The 20,650-nt window shown below is 61.6% G+C and carries 20 protein-coding genes; 8 read left to right on the forward strand and 12 right to left on the reverse strand.

Translation table 11 applies throughout. The features are described 5' to 3' along the window. The first annotated feature begins 117 nt into the window (after nucleotides 1-117). Genes paoA through paoC form a run of 3 tightly spaced genes read left to right on the forward strand, consistent with a single transcriptional unit; the run spans nucleotide 118 to nucleotide 3,886 of the window. A complete protein-coding gene (gene paoA / locus ACVHNU_RS13805) occupies nucleotides 118-741 on the forward strand; it encodes an aldehyde dehydrogenase iron-sulfur subunit PaoA (RefSeq protein WP_473020010.1) in 624 nt (207 codons plus the stop codon). Then, nucleotides 738-1,694: an FAD binding domain-containing protein gene (locus tag ACVHNU_RS13810; protein ID WP_473020011.1), complete on the forward strand. Its 957-nt coding sequence runs from the start codon at nucleotides 738-740 to the stop codon at nucleotides 1,692-1,694. Before paoA ends, ACVHNU_RS13810 begins: the two co-directional genes overlap by 4 nt. Beyond that, nucleotides 1,691-3,886, forward strand: coding sequence for an aldehyde oxidoreductase molybdenum-binding subunit PaoC (gene paoC / locus ACVHNU_RS13815; protein WP_473020012.1), 2,196 nt, complete (start codon nucleotides 1,691-1,693; stop codon nucleotides 3,884-3,886). The genes ACVHNU_RS13810 and paoC overlap by 4 nt, the downstream gene beginning before the upstream one ends. A gap of 49 nt (nucleotides 3,887-3,935) precedes the next feature. Here paoC and ACVHNU_RS13820 read toward each other — a convergent pair whose 3' ends face one another. The 4 genes from ACVHNU_RS13820 to ACVHNU_RS13835 all read right to left on the reverse strand — a co-directional run bounded on the left by ACVHNU_RS13820 (nucleotide 3,936) and on the right by ACVHNU_RS13835 (nucleotide 8,534). Next, nucleotides 3,936-6,350 (reverse strand): TonB-dependent siderophore receptor, encoded by a 2,415-nt coding sequence (locus tag ACVHNU_RS13820; protein ID WP_473020013.1) that lies wholly within the window; start codon nucleotides 6,348-6,350, stop codon nucleotides 3,936-3,938. 137 nt (nucleotides 6,351-6,487) lie between these two features. Further along, on the reverse strand, nucleotides 6,488-7,450 hold the full coding sequence (locus ACVHNU_RS13825) for a FecR family protein (RefSeq protein WP_473020072.1): 963 nt from the start codon (nucleotides 7,448-7,450) through the stop codon (nucleotides 6,488-6,490). Further along, nucleotides 7,450-7,983 (reverse strand): sigma-70 family RNA polymerase sigma factor, encoded by a 534-nt coding sequence (locus ACVHNU_RS13830; protein ID WP_201137237.1) that lies wholly within the window; start codon nucleotides 7,981-7,983, stop codon nucleotides 7,450-7,452. The genes ACVHNU_RS13825 and ACVHNU_RS13830 overlap by 1 nt, the downstream gene beginning before the upstream one ends. A gap of 116 nt (nucleotides 7,984-8,099) precedes the next feature. Then, nucleotides 8,100-8,534, reverse strand: a complete 435-nt coding sequence (locus ACVHNU_RS13835; RefSeq protein WP_338802400.1) for a (R)-mandelonitrile lyase — start codon at nucleotides 8,532-8,534, stop codon at nucleotides 8,100-8,102. Nucleotides 8,535-8,649: 115 nt separating this feature from the next. Between ACVHNU_RS13835 and ACVHNU_RS13840 the strand changes: the two genes are divergently transcribed. Continuing rightward, nucleotides 8,650-9,543, forward strand: a complete 894-nt coding sequence (locus ACVHNU_RS13840; RefSeq protein WP_473020014.1) for a LysR family transcriptional regulator — start codon at nucleotides 8,650-8,652, stop codon at nucleotides 9,541-9,543. Nucleotides 9,544-9,545: 2 nt separating this feature from the next. Here ACVHNU_RS13840 and ACVHNU_RS13845 read toward each other — a convergent pair whose 3' ends face one another. The 3 genes from ACVHNU_RS13845 to ACVHNU_RS13855 all read right to left on the reverse strand — a co-directional run bounded on the left by ACVHNU_RS13845 (nucleotide 9,546) and on the right by ACVHNU_RS13855 (nucleotide 12,865). Beyond that, a complete protein-coding gene (locus ACVHNU_RS13845; RefSeq protein ID WP_473020073.1) occupies nucleotides 9,546-10,790 on the reverse strand; it encodes an OprD family porin in 1,245 nt (414 codons plus the stop codon). A gap of 181 nt (nucleotides 10,791-10,971) precedes the next feature. Then, entirely contained in the window at nucleotides 10,972-11,451 is a 480-nt protein-coding gene (locus ACVHNU_RS13850; RefSeq protein WP_338802402.1) for a DMT family transporter, read from the reverse strand. Between the two features lie 13 nt (nucleotides 11,452-11,464). Next, nucleotides 11,465-12,865 carry an amidohydrolase family protein gene (locus ACVHNU_RS13855; RefSeq protein ID WP_473020016.1) on the reverse strand — a complete coding sequence of 467 codons (1,401 nt, stop codon included), beginning with the start codon at nucleotides 12,863-12,865 and terminating at the stop codon, nucleotides 11,465-11,467. Nucleotides 12,866-12,978: 113 nt separating this feature from the next. Here ACVHNU_RS13855 and ACVHNU_RS13860 point away from each other — a divergent pair, with 113 nt between their 5' ends. Then, nucleotides 12,979-13,872 carry a LysR family transcriptional regulator gene (locus ACVHNU_RS13860; RefSeq protein ID WP_262141544.1) on the forward strand — a complete coding sequence of 298 codons (894 nt, stop codon included), beginning with the start codon at nucleotides 12,979-12,981 and terminating at the stop codon, nucleotides 13,870-13,872. Here ACVHNU_RS13860 and ACVHNU_RS13865 read toward each other — a convergent pair. Together ACVHNU_RS13865 and ACVHNU_RS13870 are read right to left on the reverse strand one after the other, a co-directional pair. Beyond that, nucleotides 13,869-15,065, reverse strand: a complete 1,197-nt coding sequence (locus ACVHNU_RS13865) for an MFS transporter (RefSeq protein WP_473020017.1) — start codon at nucleotides 15,063-15,065, stop codon at nucleotides 13,869-13,871. The two genes, ACVHNU_RS13860 and ACVHNU_RS13865, sit on opposite strands and share 4 nt — an antisense overlap. Before the next feature lie 145 nt (nucleotides 15,066-15,210). Then, nucleotides 15,211-16,236 (reverse strand): zinc-dependent alcohol dehydrogenase family protein, encoded by a 1,026-nt coding sequence (locus tag ACVHNU_RS13870; RefSeq protein WP_473020018.1) that lies wholly within the window; start codon nucleotides 16,234-16,236, stop codon nucleotides 15,211-15,213. Nucleotides 16,237-16,384: 148 nt separating this feature from the next. Here ACVHNU_RS13870 and ACVHNU_RS13875 point away from each other — a divergent pair, with 148 nt between their 5' ends. Continuing rightward, nucleotides 16,385-17,281: a LysR family transcriptional regulator gene (locus tag ACVHNU_RS13875; RefSeq protein WP_045122531.1), complete on the forward strand. Its 897-nt coding sequence runs from the start codon at nucleotides 16,385-16,387 to the stop codon at nucleotides 17,279-17,281. Here the strand turns inward: ACVHNU_RS13875 and ACVHNU_RS13880 are convergent. Next, nucleotides 17,278-18,237 (reverse strand): aldo/keto reductase, encoded by a 960-nt coding sequence (locus ACVHNU_RS13880; protein ID WP_473020019.1) that lies wholly within the window; start codon nucleotides 18,235-18,237, stop codon nucleotides 17,278-17,280. The two genes, ACVHNU_RS13875 and ACVHNU_RS13880, sit on opposite strands and share 4 nt — an antisense overlap. 112 nt (nucleotides 18,238-18,349) lie before the next feature. Between ACVHNU_RS13880 and ACVHNU_RS13885 the strand changes: the two genes are divergently transcribed. Further along, nucleotides 18,350-19,123, forward strand: a complete 774-nt coding sequence (locus ACVHNU_RS13885) for an alpha/beta hydrolase (protein ID WP_473020020.1) — start codon at nucleotides 18,350-18,352, stop codon at nucleotides 19,121-19,123. A 144-nt stretch (nucleotides 19,124-19,267) separates the two neighbouring features. Here the strand turns inward: ACVHNU_RS13885 and ACVHNU_RS13890 are convergent, their stop codons facing one another. Together ACVHNU_RS13890 and ACVHNU_RS13895 are read right to left on the reverse strand one after the other, a co-directional pair. Then, the gene (locus ACVHNU_RS13890; RefSeq protein WP_473020021.1) at nucleotides 19,268-19,714 is read right to left on the reverse strand and encodes an NUDIX hydrolase; all 447 of its coding nucleotides are present in this window, start codon (nucleotides 19,712-19,714) and stop codon (nucleotides 19,268-19,270) included. 88 nt (nucleotides 19,715-19,802) lie between these two features. Then, nucleotides 19,803-19,970, reverse strand: a complete 168-nt coding sequence (locus ACVHNU_RS13895; RefSeq protein ID WP_473020022.1) for a hypothetical protein — start codon at nucleotides 19,968-19,970, stop codon at nucleotides 19,803-19,805. A 185-nt stretch (nucleotides 19,971-20,155) separates the two neighbouring features. Here ACVHNU_RS13895 and ACVHNU_RS13900 point away from each other — a divergent pair, with 185 nt between their 5' ends. Next, a complete protein-coding gene (locus tag ACVHNU_RS13900; RefSeq protein WP_473020023.1) occupies nucleotides 20,156-20,584 on the forward strand; it encodes a nuclear transport factor 2 family protein in 429 nt (142 codons plus the stop codon). Nucleotides 20,585-20,650 lie beyond the last annotated feature (66 nt).

The raw sequence follows: 20,650 nt of genomic DNA on the forward strand, positions 1-20,650 counted from the left end.
TCCGCAAAAACCTTTTCCTCTGATCATGGGTCAGTCTTGAAATGAGACTGGCAAACATGCCGGCGCGCCCGTTTGGGTCATTCAATACCCTGCCGCCTGATAGAGAGGAATTGAAGCATGACGCTTTCCAGACGCAAATTTCTGATCCTGGGCGCCGTAACGGCCGTGGCGTTTGCCATGCCGCCCTTCATCAGCCTCAAGGCCTATGCGGCCAATCTGGAGCAATCGGCCATGAGTAAAGTGACGATTCAAGTCAACGGTAAACCGCAATCCCTGGAAGTCGACAACCGCACCACCCTGCTCGACGCCCTGCGCGAACACCTGCACCTGACCGGCAGCAAAAAAGGCTGCGATCACGGCCAGTGCGGTGCCTGCACGGTGATCGCCGACGGCCGCCGAATCAATGCCTGCCTGACCCTGGCGGTGATGCAAGACGGCAGCGAAATCACCACGATCGAAGGCCTCGGCATGCCCGACGCACTGCATCCGATGCAGGCCGCGTTCATCAAGCACGACGGTTACCAGTGCGGCTATTGCACGCCGGGGCAGATCTGTTCGGCGGTGGCAGTGCTCAAGGAAATTCGTGATGGCATTCCCAGCCACGTCAGCGCGAGCCTGACAGAAGCTCCACAACTGATCGCCAGCGAATTCCAGGAGCGCATGAGCGGCAACATCTGCCGTTGCGGTGCCTACTCGAACATCATCGAAGCGATCACTGAAGTCGCGCAGGTGCCGGCATGAGAGCGTTCAATTACAGCCGCGCCGACTCCCCCGCCGCAGCCGCTGCACTGGCGGCACAGGTCGAAGGCGCGAAGTTCATCGCCGGCGGCACCAACCTGCTGGACCTGATGAAACTCGACATCGAAACTCCGCCGCACCTGATCGACATCAACCACCTCGGTCTCAACCAGATCGAAGCCACCGCCGAGGGCGGCTTGCGCATTGGCGCGCTGGTGCGCAACACCGATCTGGCCGCCGACACCCGCGTGCGCAAGGACTACGCCCTGCTCTCTCGCGCCTTGCTCGCCGGGGCCTCTGGCCAGTTGCGCAACATGGCGAGCACCGCCGGCAACCTGCTGCAACGCACCCGTTGCCCGTACTTTTATGACGTCAATCAGGCCTGCAACAAACGCCAGCCCGGCAGTGGCTGCGCGGCGATTGGCGGGGTCAGTCGCCAACTGGGGCTGATCGGCGTCAGCGACGCCTGCATCGCCACCCACCCGAGCGACATGGCGATTGCGATGCGCGCTCTCGATGCGCAGGTTGAAACGGTGAAGCCGGACGGCAGCACGCGAAGCATCGCCATCGCCGATTTCCATCAACTGCCGGGCAACACGCCGAACATCGAAACCAGCCTCACGCCCGGCGAGTTCATCACTTCGGTAACCCTGCCCGCCCCGGTTGGCGGCACGCACATTTATCACAAGGTGCGCGATCGCTCCTCCTATGCCTTTGCGCTGGTGTCGGTCGGTCTGATTCTGCAAAAGGACGGCAGCGGCCGCGTGGCGGTGGGTGGCATCGCGCCGAAACCGTGGCGGGTAGAGGCTGCCGAAGCCCTGCTGCCGCAAGGCGCAAAAGCCGTCAGCGAACGCCTGCTCGACGGCGCTACGCCGACCCACGACAACCAATTCAAACTGACCCTGGTCGAGCGCACGCTCGGTTCGGTGTTGGCGCAAGCGAGGGATCAAGCATGAAGTTCGACACGCCCGCCACCACCAATCCGATCGACCAGTTGAAGGTGATCGGCAAACCCACCGACCGCGTTGAAGGCCCGCTGAAAACCAGCGGTCAGGCGCCATATGCCTACGAGCAGCATCAGGCTGTGGCGAATCAGGCTTACGGTTTCATGGTCGGCTCGGCCATCGCCAAGGGCCGCATCAGCCATATCGACCTCGACGCAGCCGAAGCCGCGCCCGGCGTCCTGGCTATCGTCACCGCCGCCAATGCCGGCAAGCTCGGCAAAGGCAAATACAACTCGGCGCCGCTGCTCGCCGATTCCGAGGTGCAGCACTATCACCAGGCTGTGGCACTGGTGGTCGCCGAGACGTTCGAACAGGCCCGCGCCGCGGCGCAGTTGGTCAAGGTCGACTATGTCACGGCCAAAGGCGAATTCGAGCTGGCCAACGTGCGCGACCAGGGTGTCGAAGACGACGAGTTGCCCGACGTCACCCACGGCGATTTCGACTCGACTTTCGCCGCCGCGCCAGTGCAGTTCGACCAGACCTACACCACACCCGACCAGTCCCACGCGATGATGGAACCGCATGCGACACTGGCCTCGTGGAAAGGCGATCAACTGACCTTGTGGACGTCGAACCAGATGATCGCCTGGAGCGTCGGCGACATCGCCACCACCCTCGGCCTGCCCAAGGAAAACGTGCGCCTGATCTCGCCGTACATCGGCGGTGGCTTCGGCGGCAAACTGTTCATTCGTGCGGACGCGATCCTCGCCGCCCTCGGTGCGCGCCTGGCCAATCGCCCGGTGAAGGTTGCCCTCGCCCGCCCGCAAATGGCCAACAACACCACCCACCGCCCGGCCACGATCCAGCGCATTCGCCTGGGCGCGACGGCGGACGGCAAGCTCAGCGCGATTGCCCACGAAGGCTGGTCGGGCAACCTCAAGGACGGCAAGGTCGAAGTCGCCGCGCAGCCGAGTCAGTTGCTGTACGCCGCCGAGAACCGCCGAGTGACCATGCGCCGGGCGCCACTGGATTTGCCGGAGGGCAATTCCATGCGCGCGCCGGGTGAAGCACCGGGGCTGATGGCGCTGGAAATCGCCATGGACGAGATGGCCGAGCAGCTCAAGCTCGACCCGATCCAGTTCCGCATCCTCAACGACACGCAGGTCGATCCAGTGAAAACCGAGCGCCCGTTCTCCCAGCGCCGACTGATCGAATGCCTGCAGACCGGCGCGGAAAAATTCGCCTGGAACCAGCGCAACGCCACACCCGGCAGCCGTCGCGAAGGTCGCTGGCTGATCGGCATGGGCGTCGCGGCAGCGATCCGCAATAACCTGTTGCTCAAGTCCGGCGCACGGGTGCGGCTGGAGCACGATGGCAAGGTCTCGGTGGAAACCGACATGACCGATATCGGCACCGGCAGCTACACCATCATCGCCCAGACGGCCGCCGAGATGATGGGCGTGCCTCTGGCGGATGTGACCGTGCGTCTGGGCGATTCAACCTTCCCGGTGTCGTCCGGCTCCGGCGGCCAGTTCGGCGCCAACTGCTCGACCGCCGGGGTCTACGCCGCGTGCATGAAACTGCGCGAAGCAGTGGCGACGAAGCTGGGCATGACCGGGGGTGACGTCGAGTTCGCCGACGGTCAGGTACGCGCCGCCGGCAAGACCCTGCCGCTGCGTGACGCCGCAAAAAATGGTGCCGTCGAGGCTGAGGACAGCATCGAGTTCGCCGACCTTGCCAAGCAGTATCAACAGTCGACTTTCGGTGCGCATTTCGTCGAAGTGGCGGTGGATGCTGCTACCGGTGAAGTCCGCGTGCGACGCATGCTTGCGGTGTGCGCGGCGGGACGGATTCTCAACCCGAAAGCCGCGCGCAGCCAGGTGATCGGCGCGATGACCATGGGCGTTGGCGCAGCGTTGATGGAGGAGCTGGCGGTGGACAAGCGGCTGGGCTTTTTCGTCAATCACGATCTGGCCGGATACGAGGTGCCGGTGCATGCCGACATCCCGCATCAGGAGGTTATTTTCCTCGACGAGACCGACCCGATTTCTTCACCGATGAAAGCCAAGGGCGTGGGGGAACTGGGGATTTGTGGTGTGAGCGCGGCGGTGGCGAATGCGATCTACAACGCCACCGGGGCGCGGGTGCGCGAGTATCCGATTACGTTGGACAAGATCCTCTCTTCGTTGCCGCCGATGATCTGAAGCAGCTGCACAGAATCGCCCCTCCCTGCGCAGAGAGGGGCGTTCTCCATCACCAGCGATACGTCGCCGATGCCACTGCGGTGCGCGGATTGCCATACAGGCAACGGGTCGCGTCGTAGCAACCGGAGATGTAGTCGTCGTTGGTCAGGTTGGTGACGTTCAGCGCCAGTTTCCAAGGCCCGGTCACATAGTGCGCCGAGGCATCGAACACGGTGTACGACGGGATGTTCAGCGAGTTGTCCGCCGCTCCCGGATTGCGTCCGACATAACGTACCCCAGCGCCAAGACCGAAGTTCTTCAACCAGCCGTCATGGAAGGTGTAGTCGCCCCACAGCGACGCCATGTTGCGCGGGATCGGGATGAACGTCGGGGTCTTGCCTTCGCTGACGTCATTGGCCTTGGTGATCTTCACGTCCTGATAGGTGTAACTGGCGATCACGTCCAGCTCACGGCTCATGCTGGCCGTGCCTTCCAGCTCGAAACCTCGGGAGCGGATTTCACCGGTCTGCACCGAGTAATTCGGGTTGACCGGGCCGGGCGTCAGCACGTTGGTCTGGGTGATCTGGAACACTGCGGCGGTCACCGAAGCGTTGGTGTCCTTGGGCGCGAACTTGATCCCGGCTTCGTACTGCCTGGCCTCGGTGGGGTCGAACGGTTTGCCGTTGGCATCCAGACCGGCGTTCGGGGTGAACGCGGTGGAGTAACTGACGTACGGCGCCAGGCCGTTGTCCGCCAGATACACCAGACCGGCACGGCCGCTGAAGGCTTCATCTTTCTGGTTGGTCGTGGTGTGTGCCAGATGATCCTGGGTTTCGCTGGTGGCCCAGTCATAGCGACCGCTGAGGGTCAGGCGCCAGTGGTCGTCGAATTTCAACTGATCCTGCAGGTACAGACCGGTCTGATTCAAAGTCGAATCGATGTTGCTCGGGTAACTTTTGTCCGGGTCGTTGAACACCGAACGGTCGAACGGCACGAATACCGGGTTATACGCATTGACCGGTGCCGCGAGGGCATAGACCTCTTTGTCGGTGGCATCCTGATGCTGGTAATCCAGACCCAACAGCACCGTGTGATCGATGCCGCCAACGCTGAAATCGGCCTGCGCCTGATTGTCCACGGTCCAGCGTTTGTAGGTGAAGTCGGCGATGCCGGCCCAACGGTCGATGGTCGTCAGCGAGCCTTCCTGGAAGCCGCCGCCGTAGATCATGTTGTCGTTCAGATCGAGGTGCGAATAACGCAGATTCTGCCGCACTTGCCAGGTGTCGCTCAGGCGTTTGGAGAATTCATAACCGAATGAGTACTGGCGCTTTTCGTACTTCTGGAAGTCTTTGTCGGCCTCGAAGATGTTGCGCTTGATGTGGCCGTTGGGGTTGTAGTCGATGGTGCCAGCCGACGGATAGAAACCGTCTCCGGAGTTGCTGTCGTCGTACAGATAACTGGCCAGCAAGGTGAAGCGGGTGTCGTCGTCCGGCGCGAAGGTAATCGACGGCGCCAGCGCCTGGCGTTTGTCCTGCCACGGGGTGTCCTTGATGTCCTGATCGCGCAGCACGCCGACCATGCGGTACGACCACACGCCCTGATCGTCGAGCGGGCCGGTGCTGTCGAAGTTGATCTGCTTGCGCGCATCGGTGCCGTACTGCACGCCGACTTCGTTGGCTGCCACCGCGCTCGGACGCTTGGACACCTGGTTGATCACGCCACCAGGATCACCTTGCCCGTAGAGCACGCCGGCCGGGCCACGCAGCACTTCAACGCGTTCGAGCATGTACGGATCGACCATCCAGCTCGCCAGGTTGATGGTGGTCGGCAGTTGCAGGCTGTCGAGGTAAGTGGTCGGCGAGAAACCGCGAATCACTGTGTACCAGTCCGAACGATTGTTGGCGCCGTAGCTCGACACGCCCGGGGTGTAACGCAACGCTTCGTTCACCGACTGCACGCCTTGCGCTTCCATTCGCTCGCGGGTGATGACCGAAATCGATTGCGGGGTTTCGTGGATCGGCGTGCCGGTCTTGGTCGCGCTGATGCTGTTCTGCGCGACGTAGCCGTCAACCGGCCCGAACGGTCCATCGACCACTTCCGGCGCACTGATCGACAGACTGTCGAGTTGCACCTGGCCGGCCCCCGACGGCAATGCCTGCAAGCGGTAAGTCGAACCGACCTGCACGGCTTCCAGACCGCTGCCACTGAGCAGCCGCGCCAGCGCCATTTCCAGGGTGTAGCGACCGTTCAGGCCCGGGGTCTGCTTGCCACGGGTCAGCGCCGGATCGAACGCCTGCGCCACCCCAGCCTGCTCGGCCAACGTACTCAGAGCCACGCTCAGGTCACCGGCCGGCACCGCGAAGGTTTGCACGCGGCTCTGGGCGACACTGGCGTCGTCAGCGACCGCCGGCAGCGCGGCACCGGCGAGAAAGATCGGAAACAGCGCGGCAGCGAGTGGATGCAGCCGGACAACGGGGCGGGTCATGGGTGGATTCCTGGAAGTTGTTTTGGTTTCTCAGGCCATGACGGGTGAGTTCGGGAAAAGGACAGTGGACCGTTGATTTATTTTTTCAGACCACCGAAATCCACTGTAGGAGTGAGCCTGCAGGTTTTGTATCGGGTTCAGGATTCGGGTTTGATCAACACCAGCCAATCGGTAAAACGCTGCACGCGGATCGGCAGGTTGGTCTGCAAGGCCGCCAGCGCCGCGTTGCTGTCGCCGAGCGGAAACGAACCCGACACTCGCAGTCCGGCCAGCGCCTGCCGATCAAAATGCATGACGCCCGAGCGATATCGCGCCAGCTCATCAAGCACTTCCACCAACGGACGGTCGTCAACCTTGAGCACGCCGCGTGTCCAGCTCGCCGGGTCGCTATGGCCCAGTGACGTCGGGCTGTCGACATGGTCGGCAAACACCGTGGCCTGCTGACCGGCCGCGACACGCACAGCGTTCTCCGGATGCTCGACCGGGCGTGCGGCAATCGCCGATTCCAGTACGGTAACCCGGGTCTGCCCGGCTTCGCGACGCACCAGAAACTGTGTGCCAAGTGCTGTCACGGTGCCGTGCTCGGTGCGCACCACGAATGGCCGCTGCGGGTCCTTCGCCACCTCGACCCACAGTTCGCCGCGCTTGAGATCGATCAGCCGTTGCTGGCCGTCGAAATGCAGGTCCACCGCCGAGTCGCTGTTGAGCTTCAAATGACTGTGATCGGCCAGCATCAAATCGCGCCGCTCGCCCACGGCAGTACGTTGGTCCGCCAGCCACACCGGCCCCTGCTGCACGCCTTGCCACGCCACGCTTGCGGCGATCAGCACAGCCAGGCACGTGCCGGTGCGGCGCAGGGTGCTGCCGCGTTTCGATGCCAGCACCCGGTCAAGGGTCTTGCGCGCACGGCTCTTGGGCAAGCCGTCAAAACGCCCCCATAACAACGCCAGGCGTGACGCCGCCAGCGCATGACTCGGGTCGGCCTCGCGCCATTGGGCGAACGCCTGACGCTGCTGCTCACTGGCCTCGCCGGAATGCAGCAGCGACAGCCATTGCGCCGCTGCGACCACCGTTTCATGACTCGGCTCCGACCCGCTGATCACGGCGCACCGCCATACAACGCGACATAGCAATGCACCATGACCTGAGCGATGTACTGCTTGATCATGCTTTTTGACACGCCGAGATGTTCGGCAATTTCGGCGTGGCTCCAGCCATCCAGACGATTGAGCAGAAACGCCCGGCGCGGTTTCTCCGCCAGACCTTCGAGCAGACGCGCGATGGATTCGAGCAATTCGATGATCTGATGGAAATCTTCCGGGCTGATCGCCGCCGCGTCTTCGCTTTCATGCGCGAGCACCGCCAGATACACCCGCTCCAGCTTGCGCCGGCGCTCGCCATCGATCAGCAGACGAATTGCCGTGGTCGTCAGGAAGGCCCGTGGCTCCTGCAAACGCTCGGGCTCGGCGAGAGTCAGCACGCGGATAAAGGTGTCCTGCGCCAGATCCGCCGCCCGTTGCGAACAACCAAGCTTTTTGCGCAGCCAGTTCTGCAACCAGCCGTGATGGTCGCTGTAAAGCAACGACAGCAACTGATTGCGCGGGGATTGGGCGGAAGGAAAATCAGCGGGCACAGCGGCATCCTGGAGGGGGGCAACCTACATGAATGCGAATATATTTCATTTGGTAACAAGTGTCACTACGCACGAAAAACGCTAGCGCACTTGCATGGGGTATAGGGGTCAGAGCGTCATTCCGCTTTCTGATACTGCGCATCAGTGACCTGTTCCATCCAGTCCACCACCTTGCCATCGAGCACTTCGGCGATCGCTATATGGGTCATCGCGGTATGCGCCGCAGCGCCGTGCCAATGCTTGGCACCGGGAGCGATCCATACGGTATCGCCAGGGCGAATCTGCCGAACCGGCTGACCCCACTCCTGTACAAAACCGGCGCCGGCGGTGACGATCAACGTCTGCCCCAATGGATGGGTGTGCCACGCCGTTCGCGCGCCCGGCTCGAAGGTCACCGTGGCGCCGCTGACGCGGGCGGCATCGCTGCCCTTGAAGGGCGCATCGACACGCACCGTGCCGGTGAACCAGTCTGCCGGGCCCTTGGCCGAGGGCTGAGAACCGTTGGCGGTGACGATTACACGTGGGACCTGCGCAGTTGCAATTGAATTCATCACAAGACTCCAAAGTTGTACGAGAGCTCCTACAGGGAACTTGCGTCACTTTAACGAGCCAGACTCTTCAGATAATCGACTAGAATTCGAAAAAACTTATGCAGGACACTCATCAATGCTTCGAGAAAACGCCAGTGACCTGCTCGCCTTCCTCGCCGTGGCCCGCGAGCGCAGTTTCACCAAAGCCGCGGCCAGACTCGGCGTCTCGCAATCGGCGCTCAGCCATACCATCCGCGCCCTTGAAGCGCGTCTGGGCCTGCGCCTGCTGACCCGCACCACGCGCAGCGTCTCCCCGACCGAGGCCGGCGAACATTTACTGCAGACCGTCGGCCCGCGTTTCGAAGAGATCGAACTGGAACTGGCCGCCCTGAGCAACCTGCGCGAAACCCCGGCCGGCCGGATCCGCATCAGTGCCACCGACCATTCGCTGAACTGGCTGTTGCGTCCGGTGCTCAAGGAATTTCTGCCCAAGTACCCGGACATCTCCGTCGAGGTGTGCTGCGACTATGGCTTCGTCGACATCGCCGGGCAAGGCTTTGACGCCGGCGTGCGCCTGGGCGAAGACGTGGCCCAAGGCATGATCGCCACCCGCATCGGCCCCGACATGCGCATGGCGGTGGTCGGCTCGCCGGCCTATTTCGCCAAACGTGAAAAGCCGCAAACACCGCGTGACCTCACCGCGCACGCCTGCAATAACCTGCGCCTGCCCACCAACGGCGGGCTGTACACCTGGGAGTTCGCGAAGGACGGCGAAAGCCTCAAGGTGCGTGTCTCCGGGCAAGTCACCCTCAACGGCGTCTACCCGCTGCTCGACGCCGCACTCGATGGCTTCGGTCTGAGCTACATCCCGGAAAACATTGTCGCGCCGTATCTGGCCGACGGCAGCCTGCTGCAAGTGCTGGAAGACTGGTGCCCGACCTTCGCCGGTCATCACCTGTACTACCCGAGCAGGCGTCAGGCGGCGCCGGCGTTTGCGTTATTGGTGGAGGCGTTGCGGTATCGCGGCTGAGTTCACCACAGCGCTTTGGTGTAGGTGATGAGGATCCGGGTTTCATCGGCATCGCGGCTGAACGACGAGCGATAAGTCGCATTGCGCAAACGCAAGGCAACGTCCTTGAAAGTGCCGCTCTGGATCACGTACTTGACCTCGGTATTGCGTTCCCATTCCTGGCCGGTCTTGCCGGCCACTTGCGCATGATCGGCATCGATGTAGCGGCTCATGAAAGTCAGACCGGGAATGCCCAAGCGCTTGAAATCGAAGTCATAACGCACTTGCCACGAGCGCTCCTTCGCTTCGGCGAAATCGCCGATCTGCGCATAGTTGACCAGGTAAGCATCACTGCCTTCGACATAGGGAAATGCGCTGTCGCCGAGCATCGCCTGAAAGCCGACGCTGACTTTGTGCCCGCCCGCAGCGTAACCGAACATACCGTTGAGCGCCTGATTGCGGATCTTCCCGGCCTTCGCCGCGCCCAGGCTTTCACTGGAGAAAAACCGCAGGTCGCTGCTCACCGTGCCGCCGGCCATGGGCCGCGTATCGGTGAGACCGACGAAGTGTTGATCGTAGACATCGCTCAGCGACGCGTAGTGATAACTGACCTTGAGGTTGTCGTTCACCTGCCGATCCACGCCGACCAGATTCAGGTGCGCGCCCTGGGCATTGGTGACGAAGCGGTTGTTCTTGTTGTTCAGCGCAATCGGCTCGTAGCTGGTGTCATTGCGCCCCTTGACCCGATCCAGTTGCCCCGCCGTCAGCACCACACCCGGCAGATCCTGCGAGATCACCATCGCACCCCGAAACGACTGCGGCAGGATCATCCCGTCCTGCGGGCGCAGTGTCGGCAGGACCGGGATCAACGACCCGGCCTTCAGCTCGGTTTTGGCGATTTTGACCTTGGCCGTCACTCCCAATTTGCCGTACTCACTGGCTGCGCGCCCATCACTGCGCACCGGCAACAAACCGCTGCCGGCGCGATCGGGACTGGAATCCAGACGCACACCAACCATGCCCAGCAGGTCGACCCCAAACCCCACCAACCCCGGCGTATACCCGGACTCGAACTTGAGCATCAGGCCCTGTGCCCACTCCTCGCGTTTTGATTGCAGGGTTGATGGGCCATCACGGAAATCCCGATTGAAGTAGACATTGCGGGTTTCGAACGACGCATGAGAATCGGCGAAAAAATCCGCGTGAGCTCCGTTGCTGAAACTTGCCAGCAGCAATGCGCCGGCCAGGGTCGACAATCCATTGCGCATCCCCGAATGAATGAATGCAGTCACGGCGACACCTATGAAGTTGTTCGTAGAAGACTCAGGCAAACCCGTATCCCCCTGTGGGAGCGGGCTTGCTCGCGAAAGCGCTGTATCAGGCAATGAAGGTGCTGGATGCGCTGACGCCTTCGCGAGCAAGCCCGCTCCCACAGGGCAGATTTGTGGGTCAGAAAGACCGGGCGAGCATCGCGATCAGCCGCTCACCAAACAGCGTCAGCGCCACGCCCAGCAGCACCACCACTGCGCCCGCGATCTTGATCGATGCCGCCGGACGGACCACTGCGCCCAGCCAGCCGAAGTGATCGATCGCCACCGACGACAGCAACTGCCCGGCGATGACCAGCACCAGCAGATTCGCCAGACCGATGCGCGGCGCCAGCCACACGGTGCAGAAAATCGCCCCGGCGCCGAGCACACCACCGACCAGACGCCAGCCGGGTTGCGCCGGGATCACACTCAAGGCATCGCCCAGACCACCGCGCATCCATGCCAGTGCACCCAGCACCAGCATGCCGCTGAGAAACGAGTAGAACGCCGCTGCCAGTGTGTTGCCGGTCATGGCCCCGGCCAACTGACTGTTAACCGCCGCTTGCACGGCAATCGCCACACCAGCCAGCAAGGCCAGGGCAAAGGAAATCAGGATCATGACCGTGCACCTCTCAGTGGGTATGCAGCGGGGCGAAGTGCTCCGCGAAAGGATCAGGGCTGTAACCGGCGGCATTGAACAGGTAGCTGCGCGACTCTTCCGTGGCCCGGTTCAGTTGTTCGCGATCCACGCCCAGCACCACACCGGCCTGTTTGCGGATGCGCCCGGCAATGATCACGGTGTCGATATCGCCACGTTCGGCGGCATGCACCACCGTGCCTAGCGCGTTGTTCGACGGGTAGACGCTGAGGTTGTCGGTGCGGATCAACACAATGTCGGCCTGCTTGCCCGGAGTGATGCTGCCGATGCGCGTCTCGAGTCCGGCACACGCCGCGCCATCAAGGGTGGCGGCTTTGAGCAGTTGCGCGGCGCTGACCAGTTCCGGCGCTGGTTGACCATGGAAACGCGCGCTGTGCGCCGCCGCCCGTTGCAGGTAAAACGCCACGCGCATTTCACCGAACATGTCGCCGCCGTAAGAGCTTTCGTTGTCGACGCTCAGGCCCGGATGCAGGCCGTGATCGACAGCTTTCTGCCAGGCGAACACGCCGTCTTCGAGCCCGTAGTGCGCGTCGGAGCGCGGGCAGACGTTCACCTTGACCCCGGCGTGGCGCAGGATCGACCAACCGTGATCCGGCAGGCAGGTGCAGTGGTTGAAAATATTGTCCGGGCCCAGCAGGCCCTCTTCGTGCAGCGCATCCAGCTCCGCCGCCATACCGGCGCCGAAGAATTCGGTGACGATATTCAGGCCCAATTCGCGGGCAACTGCCCATTGTTCGCGGTCGAGTTGCGCCATCATCGCCAGGGTCACCAGCGAGTCGGGCGAACCGGCGTACTTGTCTTTGATACGGCGCAGATCGCCCGGCCACTGCGTGGACTCCCACTCACCGGACAACGGCGCACCCGGCGCATGCACCGCGCGGATGCCGGCGTCGTGCAAAGCGTCGATGGCCGCATCGGAATGCGCGCCGCTGCGGGCGTTGTGTGAGTTATCGATGATGGTGGTGATGCCGGCGTTGATCGCACCCAGCGCCGTCAGCAGGTTGCCGACGTACATATCTTGCGGACGGTAGTATTTGGCAAAGGAAAAATGCGTGGCGTTGCAGTAGTCTTCAAGCGTCGGCGAGTTCGGGTTGATCCGGCGCAACTGACCTTCCCACGCGTGGCGATGGGTATCGACCATGCCGGGAATCACGATCATGCCTTTGGCATCGATGACTTCAGCGTCGTGAGCATTGAGTCCTACGCCGACCTCGACGATTTCCGTGCCACGAATCAGCACATCGCCTTCGATGAAATTGCCCAGGCGTTCGTCCTGGGTGACCAGGGTTCCGCCCTTGATCAGTAGCAAGCGTTGAGCATCGGGCAACGGTTTTAGCGCGGAAGTCAAAACATCGAAATGAGCATTGAAAGACATGGTGGGCTCCAGGGTGACGGTCGGCGCATTGGCCTGTAGCCGCATTGTCTGACCCGGAAGCTTTATTTAGAATGCCAAAACATCTACAAACATTGTGAAGCTGGGCATACATAATGCGCGACCAAGAGTTTGGCCATCTCAGGGCATTTTTTGCCGTTGCCCGCGAGCGCAATTTCTCCCGCGCCGCCCAAGCGCTGGGGGTTTCAGCGTCGGCACTGAGCCAGACCATCAAGGGTCTGGAAGAGCGTCTGGGGGTACGCCTCCTCAATCGCACCACGCGCAGCGTGTCTACCACCGAGGCCGGGAGTAAATTGTTCGAACGCCTGGGCGAGATCTTTGCCGATCTGGACGCAGCGCTGGAACAACTCAACGACTACCGCGACACACCGGTCGGCACCCTGCGCATTTGCGCGCCGCAGGTAGCGATGCTGCACTTCATCCAACCGATCCTGCCGGCATTTCAAGCGACCTACCCGGACATCAAACTCGAACTGACCACCGACGACAGCACCGCCGACATCGTTGCCCAAGGCTACGACGCGGCGATTCGTCTGGGTGAGTTCATCGAACAAGACATGGTCGCGCTCAAACTCAGCGAACCGCTGACGCAGATCGCCATCGCCTCGCCCGACTACCTGCAAGGCAAACGTCGCCCGCACGAGCCGGCCGACTTGCTGGATCACCGCTGCGTAAACTGGCGGCGTTCCGGGGAGTCCGGGCTGTACAAGTGGCGGTTTTTCCGCGATGGCATGCCGTTCGAATTGAGCGTGAAAGGTTCTCTGGTGGTCAGTGACTGCGCCGTTGCCATGCAATCGGCGCTGGATGGGCTGGGTATCACGGTGTGGATCCGTGAGTGGATCAAGGACGAACTCGACAGCGGTGCACTGGTGGCGCTGCTGGAAGAGTGGTCGACACCCTTCCCCGCGTTCTACCTGTATTACCCGAGCAATCGCCAGATGTCGTCAGCGCTGCAAGCCTTTATCGGCGCCCTGCGCAAGGCGCACTAGGCGACGCTTGCCCCGCTCAGGTTCGGGCGCTCTTCACGACCGCCATAGAACATGGCCTTGGCGCCAATCGTCAGCAACGACAGCAGCGCAAACAGCAACCCGCACCAGATCGTGGCCGGCAGGCCCCAAGTGTCGATAAACACCCCACCGATCCACGAACCGAGGGCGATCCCGGCATTGGCCGCCGACACATACAGGCTGGTGGCGAACGAATGCGCCTCGGGCGCGGCGCTGGTCAGCCACATCTGGGTGATGATCATGCCGCTGGTGTGAATCGCGCCCCACAGCAGCACGATAAGCAACATCGAGCCCAGCGAAGCACTGCCGAACACCGCCAGAATCAGGTAGGCGATGCTCAACAGAATCGGAAACAGCAACGCAGTCGCCACCAGATGTGTGGCCAGTGCGCGCCCGGCCAACAGGTTGCCCAGCACCCCGCCGACACCGAAGATCACCAACAGGAAACTGATGGTTTCACCGTCCAGGCCGGTCTGGTTTTTCAGGTATTCGGCGGCGTAGCTGTACACCGCAAACTTGGTGGTGAACACCAGCACCGTGGCGATGATCGCCAGCCACACCGGCGGCTTTTTCAGGATTGACAGCTGACTTGCGAAGCTCTCCGGCGCAGCATTCTGCCGAGGCAGCCTGAGCAGCAATCCGAGCCCGGCGAGCAAGGTCGCGACGGCGCAGAACAGAATCGACGCCTCATAAGAAAACCGCCCGGCGACCCATGCGGTAATCGGCACACCGAACACCAGTCCGAGGGTGGTACCGATGAAGGCGACCGTGGTCGCGTGGGTCGCACGCTCCCTGGGGTACAGCGAAATCGCCGCAGCAAACGCCGCCGAGAAAAACACCGGGTGCAACATCGCCGGAACAATGCGCAGCGCCATCAACGTCGAATAGTTCGGTGCATAGGCCGACAGCACGCTGCTGACGGAAAAACACAGCAACGCACCGACCAGCACTTTCTTGCGGTCGAACCGCGAGAACACCAGCACCAGAAACGGCCCGGACAGCGCGACGATGAACGCGAACAGGCTCATCAGCAAACCGGCCTGGGCGACACTGACACCGAAACGCTCGACGATCAGCGGCAGAATGCCGACCACGCCGAGTTCCAGGGTGTACAGCCCGAACAGGCCCAGAATGATGAAGGGCATGACGGACATGGGATGGGGGGAACGGTTCATAGACTCTCATCAAAAAAAATGAAAAATTACCCAGACAACACGGCCCCTTGTAGGAGTGAGCCTGCTCGCGATGGCGGTGTGTCATTCGGCATCATCGGTGACTGATTCACCGCCATCGCGAGCAGGCTCACTCCTACAGGTGGTTTCAGGCCTTGTTGAAATCGACCACAACCTTGCCGAACGCCCCGCGATTGAGATGGGCGAACGCTTCAGTCACCTGATCGAAGGCATAGGTCGCATCGATCACCGGTTTGATCCCGTGGTGATCGATCATCCGCACCATGTCCTCCAGCGCCCGACGCGGGCCGACGGCCACCGCAACGATTGAGGCGCGGCTGCCGAGCAGCGGCATGATCGGCGTGCGCAACTCGTCAGAATCGAGCAGGCCGATGATCGACACCAGACCTCCAGGCACCACTGCCTGCAGAGAGCGCCCGAGGTTGTCGCCGCCGGCCATCTCCAGAATGTGATCGGCGCCGCGCCCGTCGGTCAGTTCCAGCACAGCGGTGTGCCAGTCCGGTGTGGTGCTGCGGTTGATGCCATGAGTGGCGCCCAGGGCGATGGCCTGGGCGATCTTGTCGTCGCTGCTGCTGGTGACGATGACGTTGGCGCCACTGGCCGCCGCCAGTTGCACGGCAAACAGCGAAACCCCGCCAGTGCCTTGCACCACCACGGTTTGCCCGGCGTGCAGATGACCCAGTTCGATCAACGCCATCCACGCGGTCAGTGCGGCAATCGGCAGTGTGCTGGCCTCGACTGCACTGAGGTTTTTCGGCGCGCGCACGCACCAGTCGGCCGGCGTGGCAACGTACTGCGCCAACATGCCGGGAATCGGCCCACCCTGGGTCGGCATCTCGGCCCAGGTTTTCGGATTGCCGTCGATCCAGTTGGTAATGTAGGTGGAGATGACTTTGTCGCCACTCTGAAAGCGCGTGACGCCCTCGCCGACCGCGACCACGGTACCGGCCATGTCCGAGGCTGGCGTGAAGGGGAATTTCAACGCCGCGGTCATGCCGTTTTCCGCGACTTGGGTATCACGGTAATTAAGCGAAACCGCATCGATCTTGACCAGGATTTCTCCGGCTTTCGGGGTTGGTCGCGGGGCCTGGACCTGGCTGAGGTTGGCGAGGCCAAACGCGGAAATTTCCCAGCGCTGCATAATGTCGGACATGGCGATAATCTCGGTAGAGGACTGTGGCGCCGATGATAGAAGCCATGCCCCTGGCTGATTAAGTGGGTCGCCACTCCGTTATATACGGACGTTTTGTTCCGCAATGACTAAGGTAAATTGAACCCCACCGGTGAAATCGAGAATCGTGATGGACAGCCTTAATGCGTTGAATGTGTTTGTGTCGGTGGCGGAAACTCGCAGCTTTGTCGCCAGTGGGCGCCTGCTTGGCGTGTCGGCTTCGGCAATTGGCAAAAGCATCGTGCGCCTGGAAGAACGCTTTGGCGTGCGCCTGTTCAATCGCAGCACGCGCAGCATCACGCTGACCGAGGACGGCACGCGGTTTCTCGAACGCAGTTTGCGCATCCTTGCCGAGATCGAAGCGGCGGAAATGGAGTTTTCCCAGACCAACGCCGCCCCGCGCGGGCGTTTGAAGATCAGTTTGCCACTGGTGGGCGAGCCGTTTTTACCGGTGCTGGCACGGTTCAAGAAAACCTACCCGACGGTGGATCTCGACCTGACGTTCGATGACCGCCGGGTCGATGTGATCGAGGAAGGCTACGACGCGGTGTTGCGGGCCGGAGATGTCCCGGATTCCAGCCTGACCTCGCGCCTGATCGGTAGCTACCGGATGATTCTGGTGGGGGCGCCGCTCTACTTTCAGGCCCATGGCGTACCGCAGCAAGCCACCGATCTGCTCAGTCATTCGTGTATTCAGTTTCGCTTTCCCAACACCGGCAAGCTGCAGGTCTGGCCGTTGCGCGAAGCCGGCCAGGAAGTCGATCTGCAGGTGCCGACCTCGATGGTCTGCAACAACCTCGAAGCGCGGATCTGCTTTGCCCTGCAAGGCCTGGGCATCGCCTATCTACCGGACTTCTGCGTCAGCGAGGCCTTGGCCGATGGGCGCTTGCAACGGATTTTGCCCGACTGCGCAGAGACAGGCGTCTACCGGATCATGTGGCCCTCGGGCAAGCATCCACAGCTGAAACTGCGGGTGTTCATCGACTTCCTCAAGGAGCATCTGTTTCCGCAGCAGACGCCGGCTTAGCCAATCAACGCTATCAACTGATACCGCTGCGCATCGGTCAACATCGGCCCAAATCCGGCACCGGCGTTGTCGGCCATATAGCGCGGATTGCCGGTGCCGGGGATCACGCAAGTCACCGCCGGATGCGAAAGCAGATATTTCAGCGCCAGTTGCGGCCAACTGTTGACCTGCACATCCGACACCCAACCCGGCAGCGGCTTGCCCTTGAGCCGTGTCAGCAAGCCGCCGCCACCGAACGGCCGATTACAGATCACCGCCACCCCGCGCTCGCGGCACAACGGCAGAATGCGTTTCTCCACACCACGGTCATCGAGGGCGTAGTTGATTTGCAGGAAATCCAGTTGTTCGGCCCCGAGCACTGCCTCGACTTCTTCATAGGCCGACGGCGTGTAATGGGTGATGCCGATGTAGCGGATGCGCCCCTCGGCTTTCCACTCGCGCAGGATCGGCAGATGGCTTTGCCAGTCCAGCAGGTTGTGAATCTGCATCAGGTCGATGCGTTCGGTGCGCAACAGGCTGAAGGATTGCTCCATCTGCGCGATGCCCTCCTTGCGCCCGCGCGTCCACACCTTGGTCGCCAGAAATGCCGGCGAGCGTGGTTCGTGGATCGACAACAGCTCGCCAGTGGTTTGCTCGGAGCGGCCATACATCGGCGAGCTGTCGATCAGCGTGCCGCCCTTTTTGAACAGTTCATCGAGCACCGCCGGCAGTTGTTTATAGGCGGGGTCGCCGGGCGCAACATCGAAGCCGCGGTACGTGCCCAGGCCCACCATTGGCAACAGCTCGGAGCTTGAAGGGATGGCGCGGGTCTGCATGGTCTGGTCTCCTGCCGTGCTGGGCGAAGTGGCCGGCGGCGGCGTGGCGGTGGCCAACGCCCGGTCAAAGGTGAAGACCGCCGAAACCCCGGCAGCCAGTGTGAGTAACCGGCGCCGGGAGCAACCCTCAGTGTGGCTCATGCTGGTTCCCCTGCTGCGTGAAGCTGTTGCACGTTGTGTGCGACGGCTGCCCGTCCACTGCGCTGGACTACACTGCGACAGCGAACACCCGCGCCCGGTTAAAGTTAGTCGAATGTCCAGAAAACTGATGTCACTCGTCGCCTTGCTCATCGCCCTCTACCTGCTGCTGTGCGGGGCGCTGTTCGTATTTCAGCGCTCGCTGATCTATTTCCCCCAGCCTGACAGCGCCGTCGCCACGACGGATTCGCGGTTGAAACTGACGATGCCGGATGCCGATGTGTGGGTAGCCACGCGCGCACATGTCGGGCCGAAAGCACTGATCTACTTTGGCGGCAATGCCGAGGACGTGTCGCGCAATCTGCCGTCGTTCAGCGAGGCCTTTCCCGACTACGCGCTGTTTTTGCTGAACTATCGGGGTTTCGGTGGCAGCAGCGGCTCGCCCTCGGAGGAAGCGATCGCCGAAGATGCGTTGGCACTGTTCGATCAGGTGTACGCCAGCCATCCGCAGATTGCCGTGATCGGCCGCAGCCTGGGTTCGGGGGTGGCGGTGCGCCTGGCGAGTCAGCGCCCGGCGAAACAACTGATTCTGGTGACGCCGTACAACAGCCTTGAAGACATCGCCGTCCGCCAATATCCGTGGATGCCAGTGAAGTGGCTGCTGAAGGATCGCTTCGAGTCGAGTCGCTATGCCGCGCACATTCGCGTGCCGACGTTGCTGTTGGCGGCCAGCGATGACGAGGTGATACCACGGGACAGCACGCAGCGACTGCTACAGAGTTTCCCCAAAGGCGTGGCGACGCTGCGGGTGGTGCCGGATGCGGGGCACAACTCGATTTCCGAGCGGGCGCAGTATCTGCAGTGGATGGAGGATGTGCTTGATCACTGATAGCCGGTTATTGCGTTGTCTGGACAGGCGCCTTCGCGAGCAAGCCCGCTCCCACAGTGGTTCAGCGTCAACCGGACAAAATGTGGGAGCGGGCTTGCTCGCGAAGAGGCCAGAAGAGACTGAAATCGAGATCTTCGCCGGATCTCAAACGAGCAATCCTGCGCTCTTCAGCAGCTCATGCAATCCCTTTGGAACCAATGGCTCCTGCTCGCTGAAACTTGAGCTGTCATGCCAGCGGATGGTGAAGGGAGCCCCGTCACTTTCATGGCCATGGATTTGTGCAAGTTCATACGCATCAGGATCAGCAAACGTCGCATCGTAGACCTGGACAATTTCATGCCCCGGTTTGCCGTTGTAGACGAACAGACTTTCAAGTGTGCCGAGCAGTCGTAAGTCGGTCACGGACAGGCCCAGCTCCTCCTGTACTTCACGCACGACAGCCTCGGCACTGGTCTCGCCGAACTCGATACCACCGCCAACAGGCCGAAAACAGATTTGCTGGCTTACCGGATCACGAAATTCATTAACCAGAATTTTGCCGTTATGGTGAAAAACACAGATTGCGAGCGGGCGAATACGTCGTTCGGCCATAGGATGAAGTCCATTTACGGATGTGAGGCGCGGAATTTAACCACGATTCGCGCTGCACATCTGTGGACGTCTATTGCAACAGGCCACCTCAGACCGGAGAAATCGTCGCAAGCATTCCGATCAGAATGGTCAACGTCAGAAACCCACCCAGAAAAATCGCCATCTTGTTCATGCTGCTCTCCTCAATACTGAGCTGGCGGTGCACCGGGCGCTTCGGGATGAAGGACTGCCGCGGGTGACCGGACTGCAGGGCCATTTTGATCGCCTGACTGAGCCGGAAACAGAGGCAGATCCAACAGAAAAATACGGATCAGATGCCCATCTGATCCGCTTCGGCCATGGTCTGGTATTCAGATCGACGCACAACGGTTCGTGATCCGCCGCTTTGAACTAAAGTGAGTGCCGTCGCGCGAAGAACAACAACAATCCCAGGAGTGGTCAATGTCCGAACTGAACCTGCACCCCAACGCCGCCGAATCCCTGAAGCACTGGCACGAGATGATCCGCACCGGCAACCTTAAGGCCTTGCCCGAACTGCTCGATGCCAATGCCGTGTTCCGTTCGCCCATGGCCCACTCGCCCTACCCCGGCGCGCAAGTGGTGACGATGATCCTCAACACCGTGTTCAACGTCTTTGAAGATTTCAAATACCACCGCGAACTGGCGACTGCCGATGGTTTGAATGTGGTTTTGGAGTTCAGCGCCAAGGTGGGGGCGAAAGAGCTGAAGGGCATCGACATGATTCGCTTTGATGAGAGCGGGAAGATTGTCGAGTTCGAGGTGATGGTGCGGCCGTTGAGCGGGTTGCAGGCGCTGGGGGAAGAGATGGGGCGGCGGCTTGGCGCCTATCTGGCAAAAGCAAAAGCCTGAATACCCTCGCTTCAAGCGCCTACATCCTTGTAGGTTTGAACGCTGGCCAACCCTGTAGGAGCTGCC

The organism is Pseudomonas sp. Ors-4-3C (assembly GCF_055755035.1).

Coding starts and splice junctions, on each gene's coding strand:
- paoA (WP_473020010.1), top strand. CDS start 118: ATGACGCTTTCCAGACGCAAATTTCTGATCCTGGGCGCCGTAACGGCC.
- ACVHNU_RS13810 (WP_473020011.1), top strand. CDS start 738: ATGAGAGCGTTCAATTACAGCCGCGCCGACTCCCCCGCCGCAGCCGCT.
- paoC (WP_473020012.1), top strand. CDS start 1,691: ATGAAGTTCGACACGCCCGCCACCACCAATCCGATCGACCAGTTGAAG.
- ACVHNU_RS13820 (WP_473020013.1), bottom strand. CDS start 6,350: ATGACCCGCCCCGTTGTCCGGCTGCATCCACTCGCTGCCGCGCTGTTT.
- ACVHNU_RS13835 (WP_338802400.1), bottom strand. CDS start 8,534: ATGAATTCAATTGCAACTGCGCAGGTCCCACGTGTAATCGTCACCGCC.
- ACVHNU_RS13840 (WP_473020014.1), top strand. CDS start 8,650: ATGCTTCGAGAAAACGCCAGTGACCTGCTCGCCTTCCTCGCCGTGGCC.
- ACVHNU_RS13845 (WP_473020073.1), bottom strand. CDS start 10,790: ATGCGCAATGGATTGTCGACCCTGGCCGGCGCATTGCTGCTGGCAAGT.
- ACVHNU_RS13850 (WP_338802402.1), bottom strand. CDS start 11,451: ATGATCCTGATTTCCTTTGCCCTGGCCTTGCTGGCTGGTGTGGCGATT.
- ACVHNU_RS13855 (WP_473020016.1), bottom strand. CDS start 12,865: ATGTCTTTCAATGCTCATTTCGATGTTTTGACTTCCGCGCTAAAACCG.
- ACVHNU_RS13860 (WP_262141544.1), top strand. CDS start 12,979: ATGCGCGACCAAGAGTTTGGCCATCTCAGGGCATTTTTTGCCGTTGCC.
- ACVHNU_RS13865 (WP_473020017.1), bottom strand. CDS start 15,065: ATGAACCGTTCCCCCCATCCCATGTCCGTCATGCCCTTCATCATTCTG.
- ACVHNU_RS13870 (WP_473020018.1), bottom strand. CDS start 16,236: ATGTCCGACATTATGCAGCGCTGGGAAATTTCCGCGTTTGGCCTCGCC.
- ACVHNU_RS13875 (WP_045122531.1), top strand. CDS start 16,385: ATGGACAGCCTTAATGCGTTGAATGTGTTTGTGTCGGTGGCGGAAACT.
- ACVHNU_RS13880 (WP_473020019.1), bottom strand. CDS start 18,237: ATGAGCCACACTGAGGGTTGCTCCCGGCGCCGGTTACTCACACTGGCT.
- ACVHNU_RS13885 (WP_473020020.1), top strand. CDS start 18,350: ATGTCCAGAAAACTGATGTCACTCGTCGCCTTGCTCATCGCCCTCTAC.
- ACVHNU_RS13890 (WP_473020021.1), bottom strand. CDS start 19,714: ATGGCCGAACGACGTATTCGCCCGCTCGCAATCTGTGTTTTTCACCAT.
- ACVHNU_RS13895 (WP_473020022.1), bottom strand. CDS start 19,970: ATGGCCCTGCAGTCCGGTCACCCGCGGCAGTCCTTCATCCCGAAGCGC.
- ACVHNU_RS13900 (WP_473020023.1), top strand. CDS start 20,156: ATGTCCGAACTGAACCTGCACCCCAACGCCGCCGAATCCCTGAAGCAC.